Source organism: Natronorubrum halobium (genome assembly GCF_051351675.1).
Taxonomy (GTDB): Archaea; Halobacteriota; Halobacteria; order Halobacteriales; family Natrialbaceae; genus Natronorubrum.
The window spans coordinates 4,551,274-4,566,820 of record NZ_CP195595.1 but is presented as its reverse complement, the minus strand read 5'-3'; the positions used below and the strand labels follow the sequence as shown (position 1 = coordinate 4,566,820).

Sequence of the window (15,547 nt, the reverse complement as noted above, 5' to 3'; positions counted from 1 at the left end):
TCACGGTACCGGAACCCGAACGCTCATTCTCGAGGAACGCGATACCGAGACGCATGGTCGAAAGTCCGTTCGACGTCGAAATCCGCGTCGGCGAGGTGCTGGAGGCGGAAGCGTTCCCCGAGGCGAACAAGCCGAAGATGACCAAGCTGTGGATCGATCTGGGCGACGAACGCGGCGAGATACAGTCCGCCGCACAGTTAGATCACCACTACGACCCGGCGAAACTCGAGGGGCGGCAGGTCCTCTGTGCGACGAATCTCGGATCGGTTCGCATCGCGGGCTTCAAATCCGAGGCGCTGACCGTCGGCGTCCCCGGTGAGGAGGAGTATCCGGTGCTCGTGGAACCGGATAAAGACGTCCCGCTCGGCGGCCTGTTGTTCTGATCGGGACCGTCCCGATTCGATGTCACTCGGGTACTCTGACAGTAGTGATATCTGTCCGGCAATCGTCACGAGTACTATGGGTGGCGAACCGCCGCCGGCGGAGGGGACCAACATCGCGGGAGAGTCCCCGGACGTCGAACCGACGGTCGAAACCGACGAGGCGACGATCACGGAGGACGCCGAACTCGAGCGAACGCTCGGGCTCTCCGGCGGCCTGGCGATCGGGATCGGGACGATGATCGGCGCGGGCATCTTCGTCTTTCCGGGGCTGGCGGCCGGACGGGCGGGACCGGCGGCAGCGGGATCGTTCGCCATCGGGGCCGTGGTCGCCCTGTTAGTCGCGCTGCCGACCTCCGAACTGGCGACGGCGATGCCCAAAAGCGGCGGCGGCTACTACTTCATCTCGCGCGGACTGGGCACGCTCGCGGGGACCGTCGTCGGACTGTCGCTGTGGTTCGGACTGGTGTTCGCGACGGCCTTCTACCTCGTCGGTTTCGGCTACTACGCGGTCGACACGCTCGCCGAACTCGGCGTCACGATCGGAGCGGGATTCGTCATCCCGATCGCGCTGCTGTTCGGCGCGGGCTTTACCGTACTCAACGTGACGGGGACGGAAAACGCGGCGAAACTCCAGAACGGGATCGTCGCCCTGCTGCTGTCGATCCTCGGCGTCTTCCTCGCCTACGGCGGCCTCGACGCGGTCGGCTTGATCGGCGAGTCGGCTGCCCCCGAGCAGTTCACCCCCTTCGGCGCGATGCCCGTGCTGACGACCGCCGCGCTCGTGTTCACCTCGTACCTCGGCTTCGCACAGGTCGCGACCGTCGCCGGAGAGATGAAAGGCCCCGGTCGGAACCTGCCGCTGGCGATGGTCGGCTCCGTGCTCGTCGTCGGCGTTCTCTACGTCGTGACGATCTTCGTCGCGACGAGCGCGTTCGGGAGCGAGGCGCTCGCGGGGTTCGGCGAGACGGCGATGGTCGAGGTCGGTCGTCACTACCTCGGCACCGCCGGCGCGTTCGCGATCGTCTTCGGCGGCCTCCTCGCGACGATGTCCAGTGCCAACGCGTCGGTCCTCAGCACGTCGCGAGCCATCTACGCCGTCTCGAGGGACGCCCTGCTCCCGCGGGGAGCGAGTCGGATCAATCTCCGGTACGGCACGCCACACGTCGCGCTGGGGTTGGCCGGCGGTCCGATCCTCGTGCTGACCGCGACGGGCCGCGTGGAACTCCTCGCCGAAGTCGCCTCGTTCCTGCACCTGGTGATGTACGGGCTGATCTGCGTGGCGCTGCTCGCCCTGCGCCGCAACGAACCGGCGTGGTACGACCCCGACTTTCGGGTGCCCGGCTACCCCGTCGTGCCCGCATTCGGCGCGGTCTGTAGCTTCGCGCTGATCGGGTTCATGCAGCCAGCCTCCCAGATCGTCGGCGTCGGCATCATGCTCGTGACCGCCGGGTGGTACGCCTATTACGCTCGGGACGTGACCCTGAGAGGTGAACTATGACGCGGGTACTCGTTCCGCTGGCGATCCTCGAGGGCGAATCGGTCTCCCCCGGACTGACGACGCTGCTCGAGGCGGTCGACGTCACCGTGCTGGGCTACCACGTCCTGCCCGAACAGACGCCGCCCGATCAGGCGAGAGTCCAGTACGAGGAGCGAGCGACCGGCGCGCTCGAGGACCTCGTTTCGACGCTCCGGGTCGGCGGCAGTCGCGCCGATCACCGGCTCGTCTTCACCCACGATCGGGAGCAGACGATCGACCGGATCGCCGCGGAGACGGCGGCCGACGCCTACGCCATTCCCGGCGCGAGCGGACAGGTCGGTCGGCTTCTCGTGTCTCTGACGGGCGACGTCGCCGTCGATCGGATCTGCTCGTTCGTCGGGGACGTGGTCGGCACCCGCGATATCGGCGTCACGCTCTTTCTGGCGACCGACGACGAGACCGGCGGCCGTGAGTTGCTCGAGTCGGCCGCCGGAGACCTCTCGGCGCGCGAAATCGACGTCAGCACCGAACTGGTCGCCGACGCGCCGCCGTTCGAGGCGCTCCTCGAGGCCGCAGCCGACCACGACGCGATCGTCGTTGGCGAACGAGCCCCGTCGCTGCGATCGTTCCTCCTCGGCGAGGAGGCCGAACGAATCGCCGTCGAGTCGGTCGCGCCGGTGCTCGTCGCACGGAACCTCGAGGACCGTAACGACGCGGCGGAAAGCGGCGTTCAACCGCCTGATATCGGCCAAAACACTGATTCCACGGACTCGTGAGCGGTTCCCGGGTCGATCCACGGGCTGGTGGGTTCGCTCGGAGTGAGAATCGAATTCGCATCCCGTCTGAAACAGTTGTGCAGCGAACAACTTCGTTATAGCGAATAGATAGTAACGGTGCTATCCAGTGCTGACGACAGTATGTCGAACTGGAATCGACGGTCGGTACTTGCGGCAGGTGCAGCGCTTTCAGTTGGGTGCGGACTCGCGTCGGTCGGCGCAGCCACGTCCGAATCCGATGCCGGCGCCCTCCCGGATCCGGAGCTGGATCCCAATCCGGAGATGGACGAAGACTGGGCGTCGTACCGCGGCGATGCCGGCCACGCCAGGTACATCGACGACGGACACGAGTTCGACGGCGAGTCGTTCGAGGCCGCGTGGGCCGTCGATCACGACGGTACCGTCGCTATCGCCGATGGGACGGTGTATACGACTACCGTAGATGGCGCCGTCGCCCTCGACGCGGCGGACGGCTCCCTCGTCTGGGAGAACTCGAGCGTCGATGCGAGCGCGCCGTCGGTAGTCGGCGAAACCGTCTACCTCACCGGCGACGAAGTAGTGGCGCTCGACCGGTCGGACGGGAGCGTCCGCTGGACGTCCGACTTCGACCCCGAGGACTCGATCAGCGACCAAACGGTGGCGTACGGGCAGGTCTACGTGGTCGTCGACGGCGCGTTGTACGCGCTCGACGCCGATGACGGCTCAGTGTTGTGGGACAACGAACCAGTTACGGCCGAGTCGTCCGACGAAGCGTACGAATTTACCGCATCCACTGCGGCAGCGAACGGTGTGGTGTACGCCGTAACGGGGGACGCTACCGACGACTACGAGGGGGTTACCCTCGCCCTCGAGCCCGAAACGGGAGCCGAAGTCTGGCGGGCCGGCGGAGCCGGAGGCGGCAGCCAACCTCTTGCGACGACGACTGCAGTCGCCCTTGACCGGGTATCGTACTACGCGCGGACGATCCAGGACGCGCAAACGGGCGAGGAAATCGAGAGGGCCGGGACGGAATACGCGGGCCTCACGCTCGGCACCGAGATTTATATCGGCGGAAGTAGCCACAGTATCAACGCCAGTTCACTCGACGGATCCGAATACGGCTGGGAGAAATCCATTCACTACGATATCGGGGAGGCCGTTATCAGCGGCGAGACGGTGTACGTCTACTTCCCCGAAGACAGTTCTCGTTCTGCAGGGGGTGAAGTTGCCGACTACAGTCGCGAACTCGTCGCCCTGGACAAGTACGACGGGACCGAGAAGTGGGCGCTCTCGACGGACGATCTGCCGGTCGGAGAGATCCGTGCGATCAGTGGCGCGACCATCTACGTCGATCACGACGGCGATCTCGTCGCGCTCCGGGACCAGACGGCCGACGAAGAGCCGGGCGATACCGACGGAGACACGGACAACACGGACGATACCGACGGAGACGCGGACGGTACCGACGAGGACCAGGGCGACACCGACGAGGCCGGGCCCGACTGTCCGGACGATGGAACCGAATCTTCGTGCGGGGAAGACGACAGTGGAACCGACGCTGACGACGGCGGGAGAGGTGACAGCGAAACCGGCGCTGATGGGGACGACGGCGACACCGGTAACGGAGACGGGACGGGTGACGGGTCGACTGACGCCGAAGACGAGACGGACGACGGCGACGGGACGCCCGGTTTCACCACCGGCGCGGGACTACTCGGCGGTGCGCTCGGCCTCGAGTGGCTGCGCCGACGGGCTGGCGGGGACGACCCGGCCGAGTAACGAGGGTACGTCATTCGGACAACGGGGTGGTATCGGTCGTGACGAATCGGGACGTACGACCAGCTGCTGACGGTTCGTCCGTGGCGGTATCCGATCCGTCACTCGTCGGTATCGCCATCCATCCCGTCTCCCGGCGCCTCGAGGTACTCCCCTCGAATCACGAGCACCGGATCGACCGTCCGTTTGGCCAGCCGTTCGGCTCGATCCCGGAAGACGTAGCGACGGATCGACGGCCGACTCTCGCCGACGACCAGCAGATCGTGATCGGCGGCGGTCTCGAGGATCGCCGTCGTCGGCGAGCCGTCGACGACGACCGTGCTCTCGATGCGACCGCCGTCGACCCCTTCGTCGATCAGCGCCGTACGTGCCGTCTCGAGCAGTTCCCGTCCCGCGTTCCGGCCGTCCTCGTCAGAGGCGACGTGAAAGAGCGTCACCTCGAGATCCGTCCCGTCGAGGACCGTCCGGAGCAGTCGAGCGATGTGGTCGACGTTGACGTCGCTCCGGATCGCGACGAGGACCGTCTCGAGGACGGGTGCCGGATTGAGCAACAGGACGGCGTCACACGATTCCTCCACCGTGACGCGTTCGAACGTCTTCAGTCGGTCGTGGGTGAAGGCGAGCCGCGACGTGACGTCACAGCCGGCGTCTTCGAACACCGTCCGGAGCTCCTCGAGTTCGGCTCGCACGCGGTCGCCGTACTGTTCGCGTGCCTGCTCCGGCGCGGTTTGGTCGGGGATCTCGCGATAGCCCAGCAGGACGATCGGGATCGACGCGAACGCGTCGACGACCGTCGACGGGACGGTCTGTCCCTCGAGGACGTCGACCGGAACCAGCACGCGGTGATCGCGGGGTGAAGACATGGCTGGCAGTTGGGTCGTGCTACCACGGTGAGCCTCATATAGCCCCGCCAGCACGTCGACGGCGAGACGCGAGTGAGTCGCGTGACCGGTTCCACCGCGGAACCCGCAGGATTTTAGCGGTGGAAAGATAGTCACCGCGTATGACCGAGGCGACGGGTATCGTCGGGGAGTTCTTCTCGCTCAAGGAGGACACCGACGCCGACGTGCTGGCGATGCAGTGTGGCGACTTCTACGAGTTCTTCGGCGACGACGCCGAACTCGTCAGCGACGAACTCGATCTGAAAATCTCCCAGAAATCCTCTCACGGCTCGTCCTATCCCATGGCCGGCGTCCCGCTCAAAGACCTTACACCGTATCTCAAGGCCTTAGTCGAGCGCGGCTACCGGGTCGCCGTCGCCGATCAGTACGAGACGGAGTCGGGCCACGCCCGCGAGGTCGTCCGCGTCGTGACGCCCGGAACGCTGCTCGAGACCAGCGACGCCGACGCGCAGTATCTCGCGGCCGTGGTCGACGGCTCGAGTGCGGGCACCACGGACGGCGGCTACGGACTCGCGTTCGCCGACGTGACGACGGGCCGATTCCTCGTGGCCGACGCCGACGACGCGGACGACGCGCTGACGGAACTGTACCGGTTCGATCCCGTCGAGGTGTTGCCCGGGCCGGCCGTCCGAACCGACGACGAGGTCCTGAGTCTGATCCGGGAACGCGTCGACGCGGCGCTCACGCTTCACGAGACGGAGAGCTTCGCCCCGAAACGCGCGGCCCACGCCGTCCGCGAGCAGTTCGGCCGGGAGACCGTCGACCGCCTCTCGGTCGGCGAGTCGACGCTCGCGGCCGCCGGTGCGATCCTCTCCTACGTCGAGGAGACCGGCACGGGCGTGCTCGCCTCGATGACCCGCATTCAGGCCCACCACGGCGACGACCACGTCACGCTGGACGCGACCACCCAGCGCAACCTCGAGTTGACGGAGACGATGCAGGGCGATCGGAAGGGATCGCTGTTCGATACGATCGACCACACCGAGACCAGCGCCGGGGGTCGGCTGCTGAAGGAGTGGCTACAGCGCCCGCGTCGGTCGCTCGAGACGCTCGAGCGCCGTCAGGAGAGCGTCGCGGCGCTGTCGTCGGCCGCGCTGGCGCGCGACGAGATTCGGGAGACGCTCGGCGACGCCTACGATTTGGCGCGGCTGGCGTCGAAAGCGTCACACGGCAGCGCCGACGCGCGGGATCTGCTCGCCGTCCAGCACACGCTGGCCGTGCTCCCGGCGCTGGCCGACGCCGTCGATTCCGCTCCCGATCTCGCCGACTCGCCGCTGACCGAGATCGCGGCCCGTCCGGACCGCGAGGCCGCCAGCGAACTGCGGGAGACGCTCGAGGAGGCCATCGCCGACGACCCGCCGTCGACGGTGACCCAGGGCGGCCTCTTCCAGCGGGGGTACGACGACGAACTCGACGAGGTGATCGAGCGCCACGACGAGGTCGAGCGGTGGCTCGATACCCTCGCCGACCGCGAGAAGAAACAGTACGGGCTGAGTCACGTGACGGTCGATCGGAACAAGACCGACGGCTACTACATCCAGGTCGGCAAGTCGGCGGCGGACGGCGTCCCCGACCACTACGAGGAGATCAAGACGCTCAAGAACTCGAAGCGGTTCACCACCGAGGAGTTGGAGGAAAAAGAGCGCGAGATTCTGCGTCTCGAGGAACAGCGCGGCGAACTCGAGTACGAACTCTTCGAGGAGCTGCGCGAGGGCGTTGCCGCGCGGGCCGAACTGCTACAGGACGTCGGGCGCGCGCTGGCGACCGTCGACGCGCTCTCGAGTCTGGCGACCCACGCCGCCGAGAACCGGTGGGTCCAGCCGGACCTCCATCGGGGCGACCGCCTCGAGATCGAGCAGGGCCGCCACCCGGTCGTCGAACAGACGACGGAGTTCGTCCCCAACGACGTTCGACTCGATGAGGATCGCGGATTTCTCGTCGTGACCGGCCCCAACATGTCCGGAAAGTCGACGTACATGCGGCAGGTCGCCTGTATCGTCCTGCTCGCGCAGGTGGGCAGTTTCGTTCCCGCGAAGAACGCCGAGATCGGCCTTGTCGACGGCATCTTCACCCGCGTCGGCGCGCTCGACGAACTCGCGCAGGGTCGGTCGACGTTCATGGTCGAGATGAGCGAGCTCTCGAACATCCTCCACACCGCGACCGACGAGTCGCTGGTCATTCTGGACGAAGTGGGGCGGGGAACCGCGACCTACGACGGAATTTCGATAGCGTGGGCCGCGACCGAGTACTTGCACAACGAAGTACAGGCGAAGACCCTCTTCGCCACCCACTACCACGAACTGACCGGGCTGGCCGAGAAGCTGCCCCGGGTCGCCAACGTTCACGTCGCCGCCGACGAACGCGACGGCGATGTCACCTTCCTCCGGACGGTGCGCGACGGTCCCACCAATCGCTCCTACGGGATCCACGTCGCCGACCTCGCGGGCGTTCCGGATCCCGTCGTCGACCGTTCGCGGGACGTCTTGGACCGTCTGCGCGAGGAGAAGGCCATCGAGGCGAAAGGTGGCGGCTCGAGCGACCCCGTCCAGACGGTGTTCGACCTCGGAGACGGCCAGTTTCGCGGCCCGGCCAACGCCGACGGCGGTGAGACGAGCGAAGCGAGTCGATCCTCGTCGGAGGCTCCCTCCGACGGCGGCGAACCGGACGAGACGGGTGAGACCCTCGATCCCGAGACCGAACGCGTGCTCGAGGACCTCGAAACGCTCGACGTCAACACGACGCCGCCGATCGAACTGGTGTCGAAAGTCCAGGCGTTACAGGAGCGACTCGAGGCGAACGACGAGTGACGACCGCATCGAACGCGCGGGTCAGTCGGTGGCCCAAAGCTTCATTCCATCCTACGCAACAGGGTGGTGACCCGATGACAGTCGAGGACGACGGTGGACGACGACAGCGGCCCCGTCAACGGCATCACGAGGCCGTCCTCGACCTCTTGACCGACGACGACGTCGTCGACGGGCGCTTCGAGGCGGCCGTCCGCTCGATTACGGAGACGGCCGCCGACATCGTCGACGCCACTCGCGCCGGCGTCTGGCTCTTCGCCGACGACGGCGACCGGATCCGCTGTGTCGATCACTACGATACGCGGACGGACGATCACACCGCGGGGATGGAGTTAGTCGCGGCGGACTACCCCGCGTACTTCGAGGCGCTTCACTCCCACCGCTCGATCAGCGCCGTCGACGCCCGCGACGACCCGAGAACGACGGAGCTGTCGCCGGACTATCTCGAGCCCCTGGGTATGGAATCGATGCTGGATGCGACGCTTCGGGCCGAAGGCGACGTGATCGGCGTGGCACGTCTACTGGATCCTGAAGCTCTCTCAGGGCTCGATCGCGGTCGAGGAGATGGGGCCGACGGGAACCACGATCCGTCTCGAACTCCCTCGGGCGGACGACTTCGAACGCCCTCGAGCGGACGGTTGACGAGGGGGACGGAACCATGCCCCGAGCGTCGAATGCAGCGAGACCATTTTTCCACGCGGCCGACGCCTAGCCGGTATGGGGTACGACGCACTCGCAGATCGACTCGCGAGCGACGACGCCGAACGGTGCGTGACGACGCTTCCTGACGGCAGCGTCGATACCTACTACACCGCGTTCGACGAGCGGGGCGACCGGATCACCGACCGCGAAACGTTCGGGAATCGAATCGCCAGCGCCGAGTCCGCCCCGGTTCCGCTCGAGCGTGACTCGCGAGAACCCGGCGGGCAGGCCGTGAATATGGCACGGCAAGCCCACGCCCTGGGCGACGAGACGACGCTGTTCGGCCACCTCGAGGACCCGGTGTTCGCGGATCTCCCGTTCGAGACGGTGTCGATGGGCGAGCCGACACGGATCGACGTCTTTCCGTTCGACGACGACGGCCTCCTCTTCTCCGAGCAGTCGGCGGACGTCGAAACCTGGTCGCTCGCGGATCTTGAGGCCGCCCGTCCGAGCGGTGATCCGCACGACACCCTCGCGGCCGACGCGATCTGTTGCGGAAATTGGGCGTCGATCGAGGGGCTGACAGAGGCGCTGTCGACGCTCGCGGCGGGCCCGCTCGCGGCCGACGTCTTCGTCCTCGATCCCGGCCCGGTGCGTACGAGATCCCGCGAGGCCGTCGCGGACCTCCTCGCGGCGTTGGGAAGGCTCGACGAGACGGTCGACGTCGTCTACAGTATCAACCGGGAGGAACTCGAGTACACGGCCGAGGCGGTCGACGAGCGCTCGGAGTCGTCGGGCGATACTGTCAACCGCGACGACAACGACGCCCTCGAGCGCCTCGCGACGGTTCGGGAGACGGCCGGGATCACGGCCGCCGCCCTCCACGCGAGCGATATCGCGGCGGTCGCGACGCGGGCGGGCGAGACGGTCGTCGAGAACCTCTCGGTCGACGAGCCGCGTCGGCGAACGGGCGCTGGCGACCGGTTCAGTGCGGCGCTCGGCGTCGCTCGCGCTCGCGACTGGGACTGGAGGCCGACGCTCGCACTCGGTAACTGCTGTGCGGCACACTACGTCGAGACGAGCGAAACGGCCGATCGCAACGAATTACGGACGGTTCTCGAGCGGGCCCGGTAGCCTCGAGCGGACCAACTGAGTGTCCCGCTCAGGCGCGAACGGTGTCCGGCGTGTGCTGACTGTCGTCGGTTTCGTGGCCGGTGTGGTGACCGCCGACGACGACGTTCACCGCCGCGCCGACCAGCAGGACGAGGGCGTTGCCGTAGAGCCAGACGAGTAACAGGATGACCGCGCCGAGCGTCTCGTACGTGCCGACGGTGTCGACGACGCCCGCGTAGATGCCGAAGACGGCCTCGAGGAGGACCCACCCCGTCGCCGCGATGATCGTCCCCGGGAGAGCTTCGCGAACCGAGACGTCGGGAGCCGGGAAGACGTAGTACATGGGAAAGAAGGCGACCGCGAGCGCGACGAACAGCGCCAGCGGCGTCAGCGCCGCGACGAACGAGTGGTCGACCGCGGCCAGCGTCGCACCGGCGAATCCGGCGCCGACCGTTGCAACCAGAATGACGACGAATACGACGGCGCCGTCGACGAGCTTCTCGAGGATGGAGCTGCGGTCGCCCCCGTAGAGTTCGTCGAACGCGGTGTTGAGGCCCCGGAAGATGCGCAACATGCCCCAGAGCAGCGAGGCGACGCCGATGAGCGAGGCGCCCGCGCGATCGGAGGCGTTCGTCAGCGCTTCGAACACCAGTCCCTCGCCGGCGGGGCTGAGGTGGTCGCGGGCCATCGCGACGACCTGTTCGGTCAGGTACTCGTTGCCGACGGCGCCGACGACGATGAACAGGAAGAGCAACAGCGGCAGAATCGAGAGGAACGCGGCGTGGGCGATGCTGCCCGCCATGAACGTGACGTTGTTGGCCCGGACCACGTCCACGACGTCTCGAGCGACGGCGTAGATCCGTCGCACGCCCATACTGACACGACGAGAGCGAACCCGAAAAGGCCGCCGCCGGCAATCGCCGTAGGAAAGCGACCCCCCGTTTCGGCCGCGACGTTCGTCCGGGTCCGACGACCGACGGGGGACGGTGTGATCGCCCGACGCGGCCGCGGCAGATCGGTACATCTATGCCTCGATGGGGCACGAGTTAGCACGATGCACGAACCGGATTTCGACGTCGCAGGGAATACCGCGATCGTCACGGGCGCGAGTCAGGGAATCGGACAGGCAATCGCGGAGACGCTCGCAGCCAGCGGTGCGAACGTGTCGATCTGCTCGCGATCGATGGACCGCGTCGGGCCAGTGGCCGAGGGGATCAACGAGGCCGAGAGCGAGGCGCAAAGCGTTCGAGAATCGCAAAGCGATTCTCGCAGCCCATCAGAAGTGCAAAGCACTTCTGAGGACGCCTCGGATACTGCGAGCGGCGACGCCGCGAGCACTGGCGAGGCGCTCGCCGTCGAGTGTAACGTCCGCGAACGCGAGCAGGTCCGGAACCTCGTCGACGAAACCGTCGACGAGTTCGGCGATATCGACGTGCTGGTCAACAACGCCGGCGGCGAGTTCGTCGCGAACTTCGAGGACATCTCGGCCAACGGCTGGCAGACCATCGTCGACCTCAACCTCAACAGCACCGTCCACTGCACGCAACTCGCCGGCGAGGTCATGCGCGAAGGCGACGGCGGGGTCATCATCAACCTCTCGAGCGTCAACGGCCAGCACGCCGCGCCCGGCGAGAGCCACTACGGGGCGTCGAAGGCGGCCATCATCCGACTGACCGAGACGCTCGCCGTCGAGTGGGCCGACGACGGCATCCGCGTCAACTGTATCGCGCCCGGCCTGATCCAGACGCCCGGCGTCGCCGAAACGCTCGGTATCGATAGCGAATCGATGCCGGCCCGCGAGAAGACCGATCGGCGCATCGGCCACGCCGAGGAGATCGCCGACGTCGCCCAGTTCCTCTCGAGTCCCGCCGCCTCGTTCATGAACGGCGAGACCGTGACCGTGAAGGGTGTCCCGCGGGCCGGGAACTCGATGTCGCAGGATCTGGGGCTCGAGTAACGCGAGCGTTCGGTTCACAGCAGTCCGGGGCGGATCGCCGTTTCGTAGCCGGAGATCGTCGCTCTCACGGAGGCGCGTCTCCGTTTCACCCGCTGAAATATTCCACCGAGTAACTACTCCTTCGATAGGCGCGTCCGATCCAGTACTGATCGACGGAGATCGACAGCGACGAACAGTCGGCAGGATACAGTCGCCGAATCGACCGGTATCTGGAATCGGCCACGGTCCCGGTCCACTCGGGTTGTCGGGCGATCTCCGGGTCAGATCGGGTGAACGCAATGCAGCAAGCAAAAGAAGACATCCCAACCAAAATCGACACGCCGGACGCGATCGCTCGCCAGCAGATGGGCTTCGGTACGGCCCGCGGATACGGCGAAATCAGCGGCGAGTACTTTACACTGGCCAGCGGGACGGACATTACGCCGCTCCTCGAAGGTCTAGAAGACGACACGTGCCAGTGCCCCCACTGGGGGTACGTTCTCGAGGGAACGCTCACCGTTCGGTACGCGGACGAATCGGAAGAGACCGACGCGGCCGGAGATCTCTTCTACTGGCCACCCGGACACACCGTCAGCGCCGAGGCGGATTCGGAGATTATCCTCTTCAGCCCGCAGGACGAACACGCGGCGGTCCTCGACCACATGCTGGACAAGATGAGTGGCGATGCGTAACGAGGTCGCGTCCTCGACGGATCAGACCGAAGAAGTCGAGATCGCCTGCCCGCACTGTGACCGACCGACGAGCGTCTCGCTTTCGGACACCGAGGCCGAGTACCGCGTGCGGCCGTACGCTGCGGCCTTCGGCGAGTACAGCACGGCCCGCTGCGCAGACGGTCACGAGTTCTGGATTTACTACTGTTGAGGGCAGTCTTTCGTTCCGGTCTATCATCGATTTTCTCGCGAAACGTATTATGCTCCTGTGCGTATCGGTACCAATGGACGATGCGATACTCGACATCGAGTTTTTGGCGCGGTCGGAGCACCGAGTCGCGGTGCTCGAGGCACTGTCCGAAGACGCCTTCGATCGCCGTGATCTGTGCGACGTAACCGGCGCGTCGAATCCGACGGTCGGGCGAATTATCCGCGACCTCGAGGATCGCGGCTGGATCGTTCGCGACGACGGACGCTACGAACTGACGCTGTTGGGCGAGTTCGTCACCGAGCGCTTCGTCGAGTTGTGGACGGGGATGGCGACGGCTCGAACGCTGCGTTCCGTCTGGCAGTGGCTTCCGCGGGAGATGGAGGGGTTCACCGTCGACCTGTTCGCGGACGCGGAGGTCGCGTCTCCGGGACCGGGCTACCCCTACCAGCCCATCGAGCGCGTCACGCAGTTGCTCGAATCCACCGACGCGATCCGCGGCTTCGGGACGACGCTGTACAAGTCCGGGAATCTCGACGTCTTCTGTCGGCGCGCCATCGACGGGATGGACGTCGAGTACATCTACGCGCCCCGGATTCTCCGAACGATCGTGGCGTGGAATCCGGAGCTGACCGCCGAGGCCCTCGCGCGCGAGAACTGCACGATACTGCTCCACGACGCGTTGCCGGACGACGACCGGTGCGGTCTCAACATCATGGACGACCGCATCGGCATCTGCGGGCACGATCCCGAATCGGCACAACTCGAGGCGGTGATCGACACGTCCGCTCCGGAAGCGCGCGAGTGGGCGAACGAGGTCTACGAGGAGTACCGGCGCGAAGCGCGCCCCTTCGATCCGGACGAATTCCTCCGGACGGATCGCAGTCGCGACCGCGAGTTGGGCGTGGAGCCGCGGTAGCGCTGGACACCGGTGCACCGCCGCGCGACCGGGTAGCTCCGCCGCGCACCGTACCGGCACCGATCGCCGTCGAGAGCAGGTACGTTTTTGCAGCCACCGCGAAATGACCCGAGTATGACTCTCCAGCAGGCACTGCAAGGTATCACCTGTCCCCTCGTCACGCCGTTCGAGGACGACTCGAGCGGTATCGACGAATCAGCCTTCGACGACCTCGTCGACCACCTCCTCGCGGGCGGTATCGACGCGCTCTTCCCCTGCGGAACGACGGGCGAGTTCGCCAGCCTCACCACAGAAGAACGCGACCGCGTCCACGAGCTCGCAGTCGAGCACGTCGACGGCGAGGTGCCGGTGCTCGCGGGCGCGGCCGCGACGAGCGTCGCCGACGCGGTCTCCCATACGGAAACGGCGGCCGAGATCGGTGCCGACGCGGCGGTCCTCACGCCGCCGTACTTCCACACGGCGAACGCTCCCGAGGGTAACCAGCGGTTCCTCGAGCGGGTCGCCGAACGCTCCCCGCTCCCGCTGCTCCTCTACAACATCCCGGTCTGTACCGGCAAGCGACTGGAACCCGAGACGCTCGCGGCCGTCGCGACCCACGACAACGTGATCGGCCTGAAGGACTCGAGCGGCGACCTCGAGTACTTCCTCTCGATCCTCCGGAACACTCCCGACGAGTTCCTCGTGCTGCAGGGCTACGACGCGCTGCTCGTCCCCGCACTGCGGATGGGGGCAGACGGCGGGGTGAACGCGCTCTCGAACGTCGTCCCCGAGCAGTACGCCGAACTGTACGAGACGTACGATGACGAGCAGGGCGAGAACCTCCAGGACGCCATCGTCCCGCTGTTCGACTCGTGTGCGAACTACGGCTTCGCCCCGGCGACGAAGACCGCACTCGAGTACTGCGACGTGATCCCCACCGATGCCGTTCGCCCGCCGCTCGTCGAGGTCCCGGACGACGGTCGGGAGGCGATCGGTGAGAGCGTCGACGGCGTACTCGAATCAGGGAACTAATATATCGGTCGGCCACCAATCGTCGTCCGATGGCTGCCACTGTGGACCCCGGTATCGATTGGCCCGCCGCCGTCGGGTTGTACGTCGCCACCGCTACGGCCGGCCTCGTCGCCCTCCTCGCGGTCGCTGCGGGTGCCTCGAGCGACGCGATCCTCGGGCTGATTCCGACCGTGTTCACGGGCGGGCTGCTCTGCGGTGCGATCGCCGCCCGTCACGGTCCCGCGTTTGCGATCCGACTCGGCACCTGGCGCTGGCGCATCGTCGCGCTCTGTCTGCCGGCGCTGGTCGTCGCCGGTGGCTTCGGTGTTCTCACCACGACCGCAATCGTTCCGAGGGGGTGGCTGCTCCCGCTCGTCGCCGTCGCAGTCCTCGGGATCGGTCTCCCCGCCAGGCTGCTCGCGCTGGTCGCCCACGACACCGCCGTCGGGGCCGAAATCGAACGTGAAAACCGATCGGCCGCGACGTGGACGTGGTATCAGTCCGGAACGGACGTCACCGCGATCGGCTACGGCGTCGGCTGTTTCCTGCTCGTCGCGATACTGTCCGCCGAGAACGGGTTCGGTCGGGGATCGTTTCAGTTGAGCCTCCTCGGAACCGGCCTCATCGCGTTCGGCTGGGCACCGACGCTCTCGATCCCGAACTCCGACGGCTCGAAACGGACGGTGCTCTCGATACCCGACGTGAACTACGTTCGCGGCGAGATCCGCGCCTACGAGACGGGACTCGTCTTCGAACCGCGGATCGTCCCCTCGTACAGACGACTCGTCCCGAGTGAGCGGATTACCGACGTCCGGCTGACCGACGACCACCTCGTCTTGGAGCGGCGCCGGCGACCCGCCATCCGCTGTGATCGGTCGCGGATCGACGATCTCGAGGGCGTTCTGCAGGCGCTCGAGACGAGCGATCGCGCTCCCCACCAACCCACAGTTTAACCACGCTCGAGTGAGAGC

15 protein-coding genes are annotated in these 15,547 nt (G+C 66.6%); 13 read left to right on the top strand and 2 right to left on the bottom strand.

Annotation, left to right across the window (positions count from 1 at the left end):
- Positions 1 to 53 precede the first annotated feature (53 nt).
- The 4 genes from ACSFC7_RS22840 (at position 54) to ACSFC7_RS22825 (ending at position 4,394) form a co-directional block, all read left to right on the top strand.
- Positions 54 to 383, top strand: coding sequence for a tRNA-binding protein (locus ACSFC7_RS22840; protein ID WP_436345207.1), 330 nt, complete (start codon positions 54 to 56; stop codon positions 381 to 383).
- Positions 384 to 459: 76 nt separating this feature from the next.
- Entirely contained in the window at positions 460 to 1,881 is a 1,422-nt protein-coding gene (locus ACSFC7_RS22835) for an APC family permease (protein ID WP_436345206.1), read from the top strand.
- The gene (locus ACSFC7_RS22830) at positions 1,878 to 2,636 is read left to right on the top strand and encodes a universal stress protein (protein WP_436345204.1); all 759 of its coding nucleotides are present in this window, start codon (positions 1,878 to 1,880) and stop codon (positions 2,634 to 2,636) included. The genes ACSFC7_RS22835 and ACSFC7_RS22830 overlap by 4 nt, the downstream gene beginning before the upstream one ends.
- A gap of 141 nt (positions 2,637 to 2,777) precedes the next feature.
- Positions 2,778 to 4,394 (top strand): PQQ-binding-like beta-propeller repeat protein, encoded by a 1,617-nt coding sequence (locus ACSFC7_RS22825; RefSeq protein WP_436345202.1) that lies wholly within the window; start codon positions 2,778 to 2,780, stop codon positions 4,392 to 4,394.
- A 98-nt stretch (positions 4,395 to 4,492) separates the two neighbouring features.
- On the opposite strand, the gene ACSFC7_RS22820 is transcribed toward ACSFC7_RS22825, so the two are convergent.
- Positions 4,493 to 5,254 carry a universal stress protein gene (locus tag ACSFC7_RS22820; protein ID WP_436345200.1) on the bottom strand — a complete coding sequence of 254 codons (762 nt, stop codon included), beginning with the start codon at positions 5,252 to 5,254 and terminating at the stop codon, positions 4,493 to 4,495.
- A gap of 140 nt (positions 5,255 to 5,394) precedes the next feature.
- On the opposite strand from ACSFC7_RS22820, the gene mutS reads away from it, so the two are divergent.
- From mutS to ACSFC7_RS22805, 3 genes are all read left to right on the top strand, one after another.
- Positions 5,395 to 8,100, top strand: a complete 2,706-nt coding sequence (mutS, locus tag ACSFC7_RS22815) for a DNA mismatch repair protein MutS (protein WP_436345198.1) — start codon at positions 5,395 to 5,397, stop codon at positions 8,098 to 8,100.
- A gap of 74 nt (positions 8,101 to 8,174) precedes the next feature.
- The gene (locus ACSFC7_RS22810) at positions 8,175 to 8,885 is read left to right on the top strand and encodes a GAF domain-containing protein (RefSeq protein WP_436345196.1); all 711 of its coding nucleotides are present in this window, start codon (positions 8,175 to 8,177) and stop codon (positions 8,883 to 8,885) included.
- A complete protein-coding gene (locus ACSFC7_RS22805) occupies positions 8,815 to 9,873 on the top strand; it encodes a hypothetical protein (protein ID WP_436345194.1) in 1,059 nt (352 codons plus the stop codon). Before ACSFC7_RS22810 ends, ACSFC7_RS22805 begins: the two co-directional genes overlap by 71 nt.
- A gap of 28 nt (positions 9,874 to 9,901) precedes the next feature.
- On the opposite strand, the gene ACSFC7_RS22800 is transcribed toward ACSFC7_RS22805, so the two are convergent.
- A complete protein-coding gene (locus tag ACSFC7_RS22800; RefSeq protein ID WP_436345192.1) occupies positions 9,902 to 10,726 on the bottom strand; it encodes a YihY/virulence factor BrkB family protein in 825 nt (274 codons plus the stop codon).
- 180 nt (positions 10,727 to 10,906) lie between these two features.
- On the opposite strand from ACSFC7_RS22800, the gene ACSFC7_RS22795 reads away from it, so the two are divergent.
- From ACSFC7_RS22795 to ACSFC7_RS22770, 6 genes are all read left to right on the top strand, one after another.
- Positions 10,907 to 11,809, top strand: a complete 903-nt coding sequence (locus ACSFC7_RS22795; protein ID WP_436345190.1) for an SDR family NAD(P)-dependent oxidoreductase — start codon at positions 10,907 to 10,909, stop codon at positions 11,807 to 11,809.
- A 278-nt stretch (positions 11,810 to 12,087) separates the two neighbouring features.
- Entirely contained in the window at positions 12,088 to 12,480 is a 393-nt protein-coding gene (locus ACSFC7_RS22790) for a cupin domain-containing protein (RefSeq protein ID WP_436345188.1), read from the top strand.
- Complete coding sequence (locus ACSFC7_RS22785; protein WP_436345186.1) at positions 12,473 to 12,670, top strand: hypothetical protein; 198 nt, start codon at positions 12,473 to 12,475, stop codon at positions 12,668 to 12,670. The genes ACSFC7_RS22790 and ACSFC7_RS22785 overlap by 8 nt, the downstream gene beginning before the upstream one ends.
- A 73-nt stretch (positions 12,671 to 12,743) precedes the next feature.
- Complete coding sequence (locus ACSFC7_RS22780) at positions 12,744 to 13,586, top strand: helix-turn-helix transcriptional regulator (RefSeq protein ID WP_436345184.1); 843 nt, start codon at positions 12,744 to 12,746, stop codon at positions 13,584 to 13,586.
- 114 nt (positions 13,587 to 13,700) lie between these two features.
- A complete protein-coding gene (locus tag ACSFC7_RS22775; RefSeq protein WP_436345182.1) occupies positions 13,701 to 14,597 on the top strand; it encodes a dihydrodipicolinate synthase family protein in 897 nt (298 codons plus the stop codon).
- Positions 14,598 to 14,626: 29 nt separating this feature from the next.
- Positions 14,627 to 15,529: a hypothetical protein gene (locus ACSFC7_RS22770; RefSeq protein ID WP_436345180.1), complete on the top strand. Its 903-nt coding sequence runs from the start codon at positions 14,627 to 14,629 to the stop codon at positions 15,527 to 15,529.
- The last annotated feature ends 18 nt before the right edge of the window (positions 15,530 to 15,547 follow it).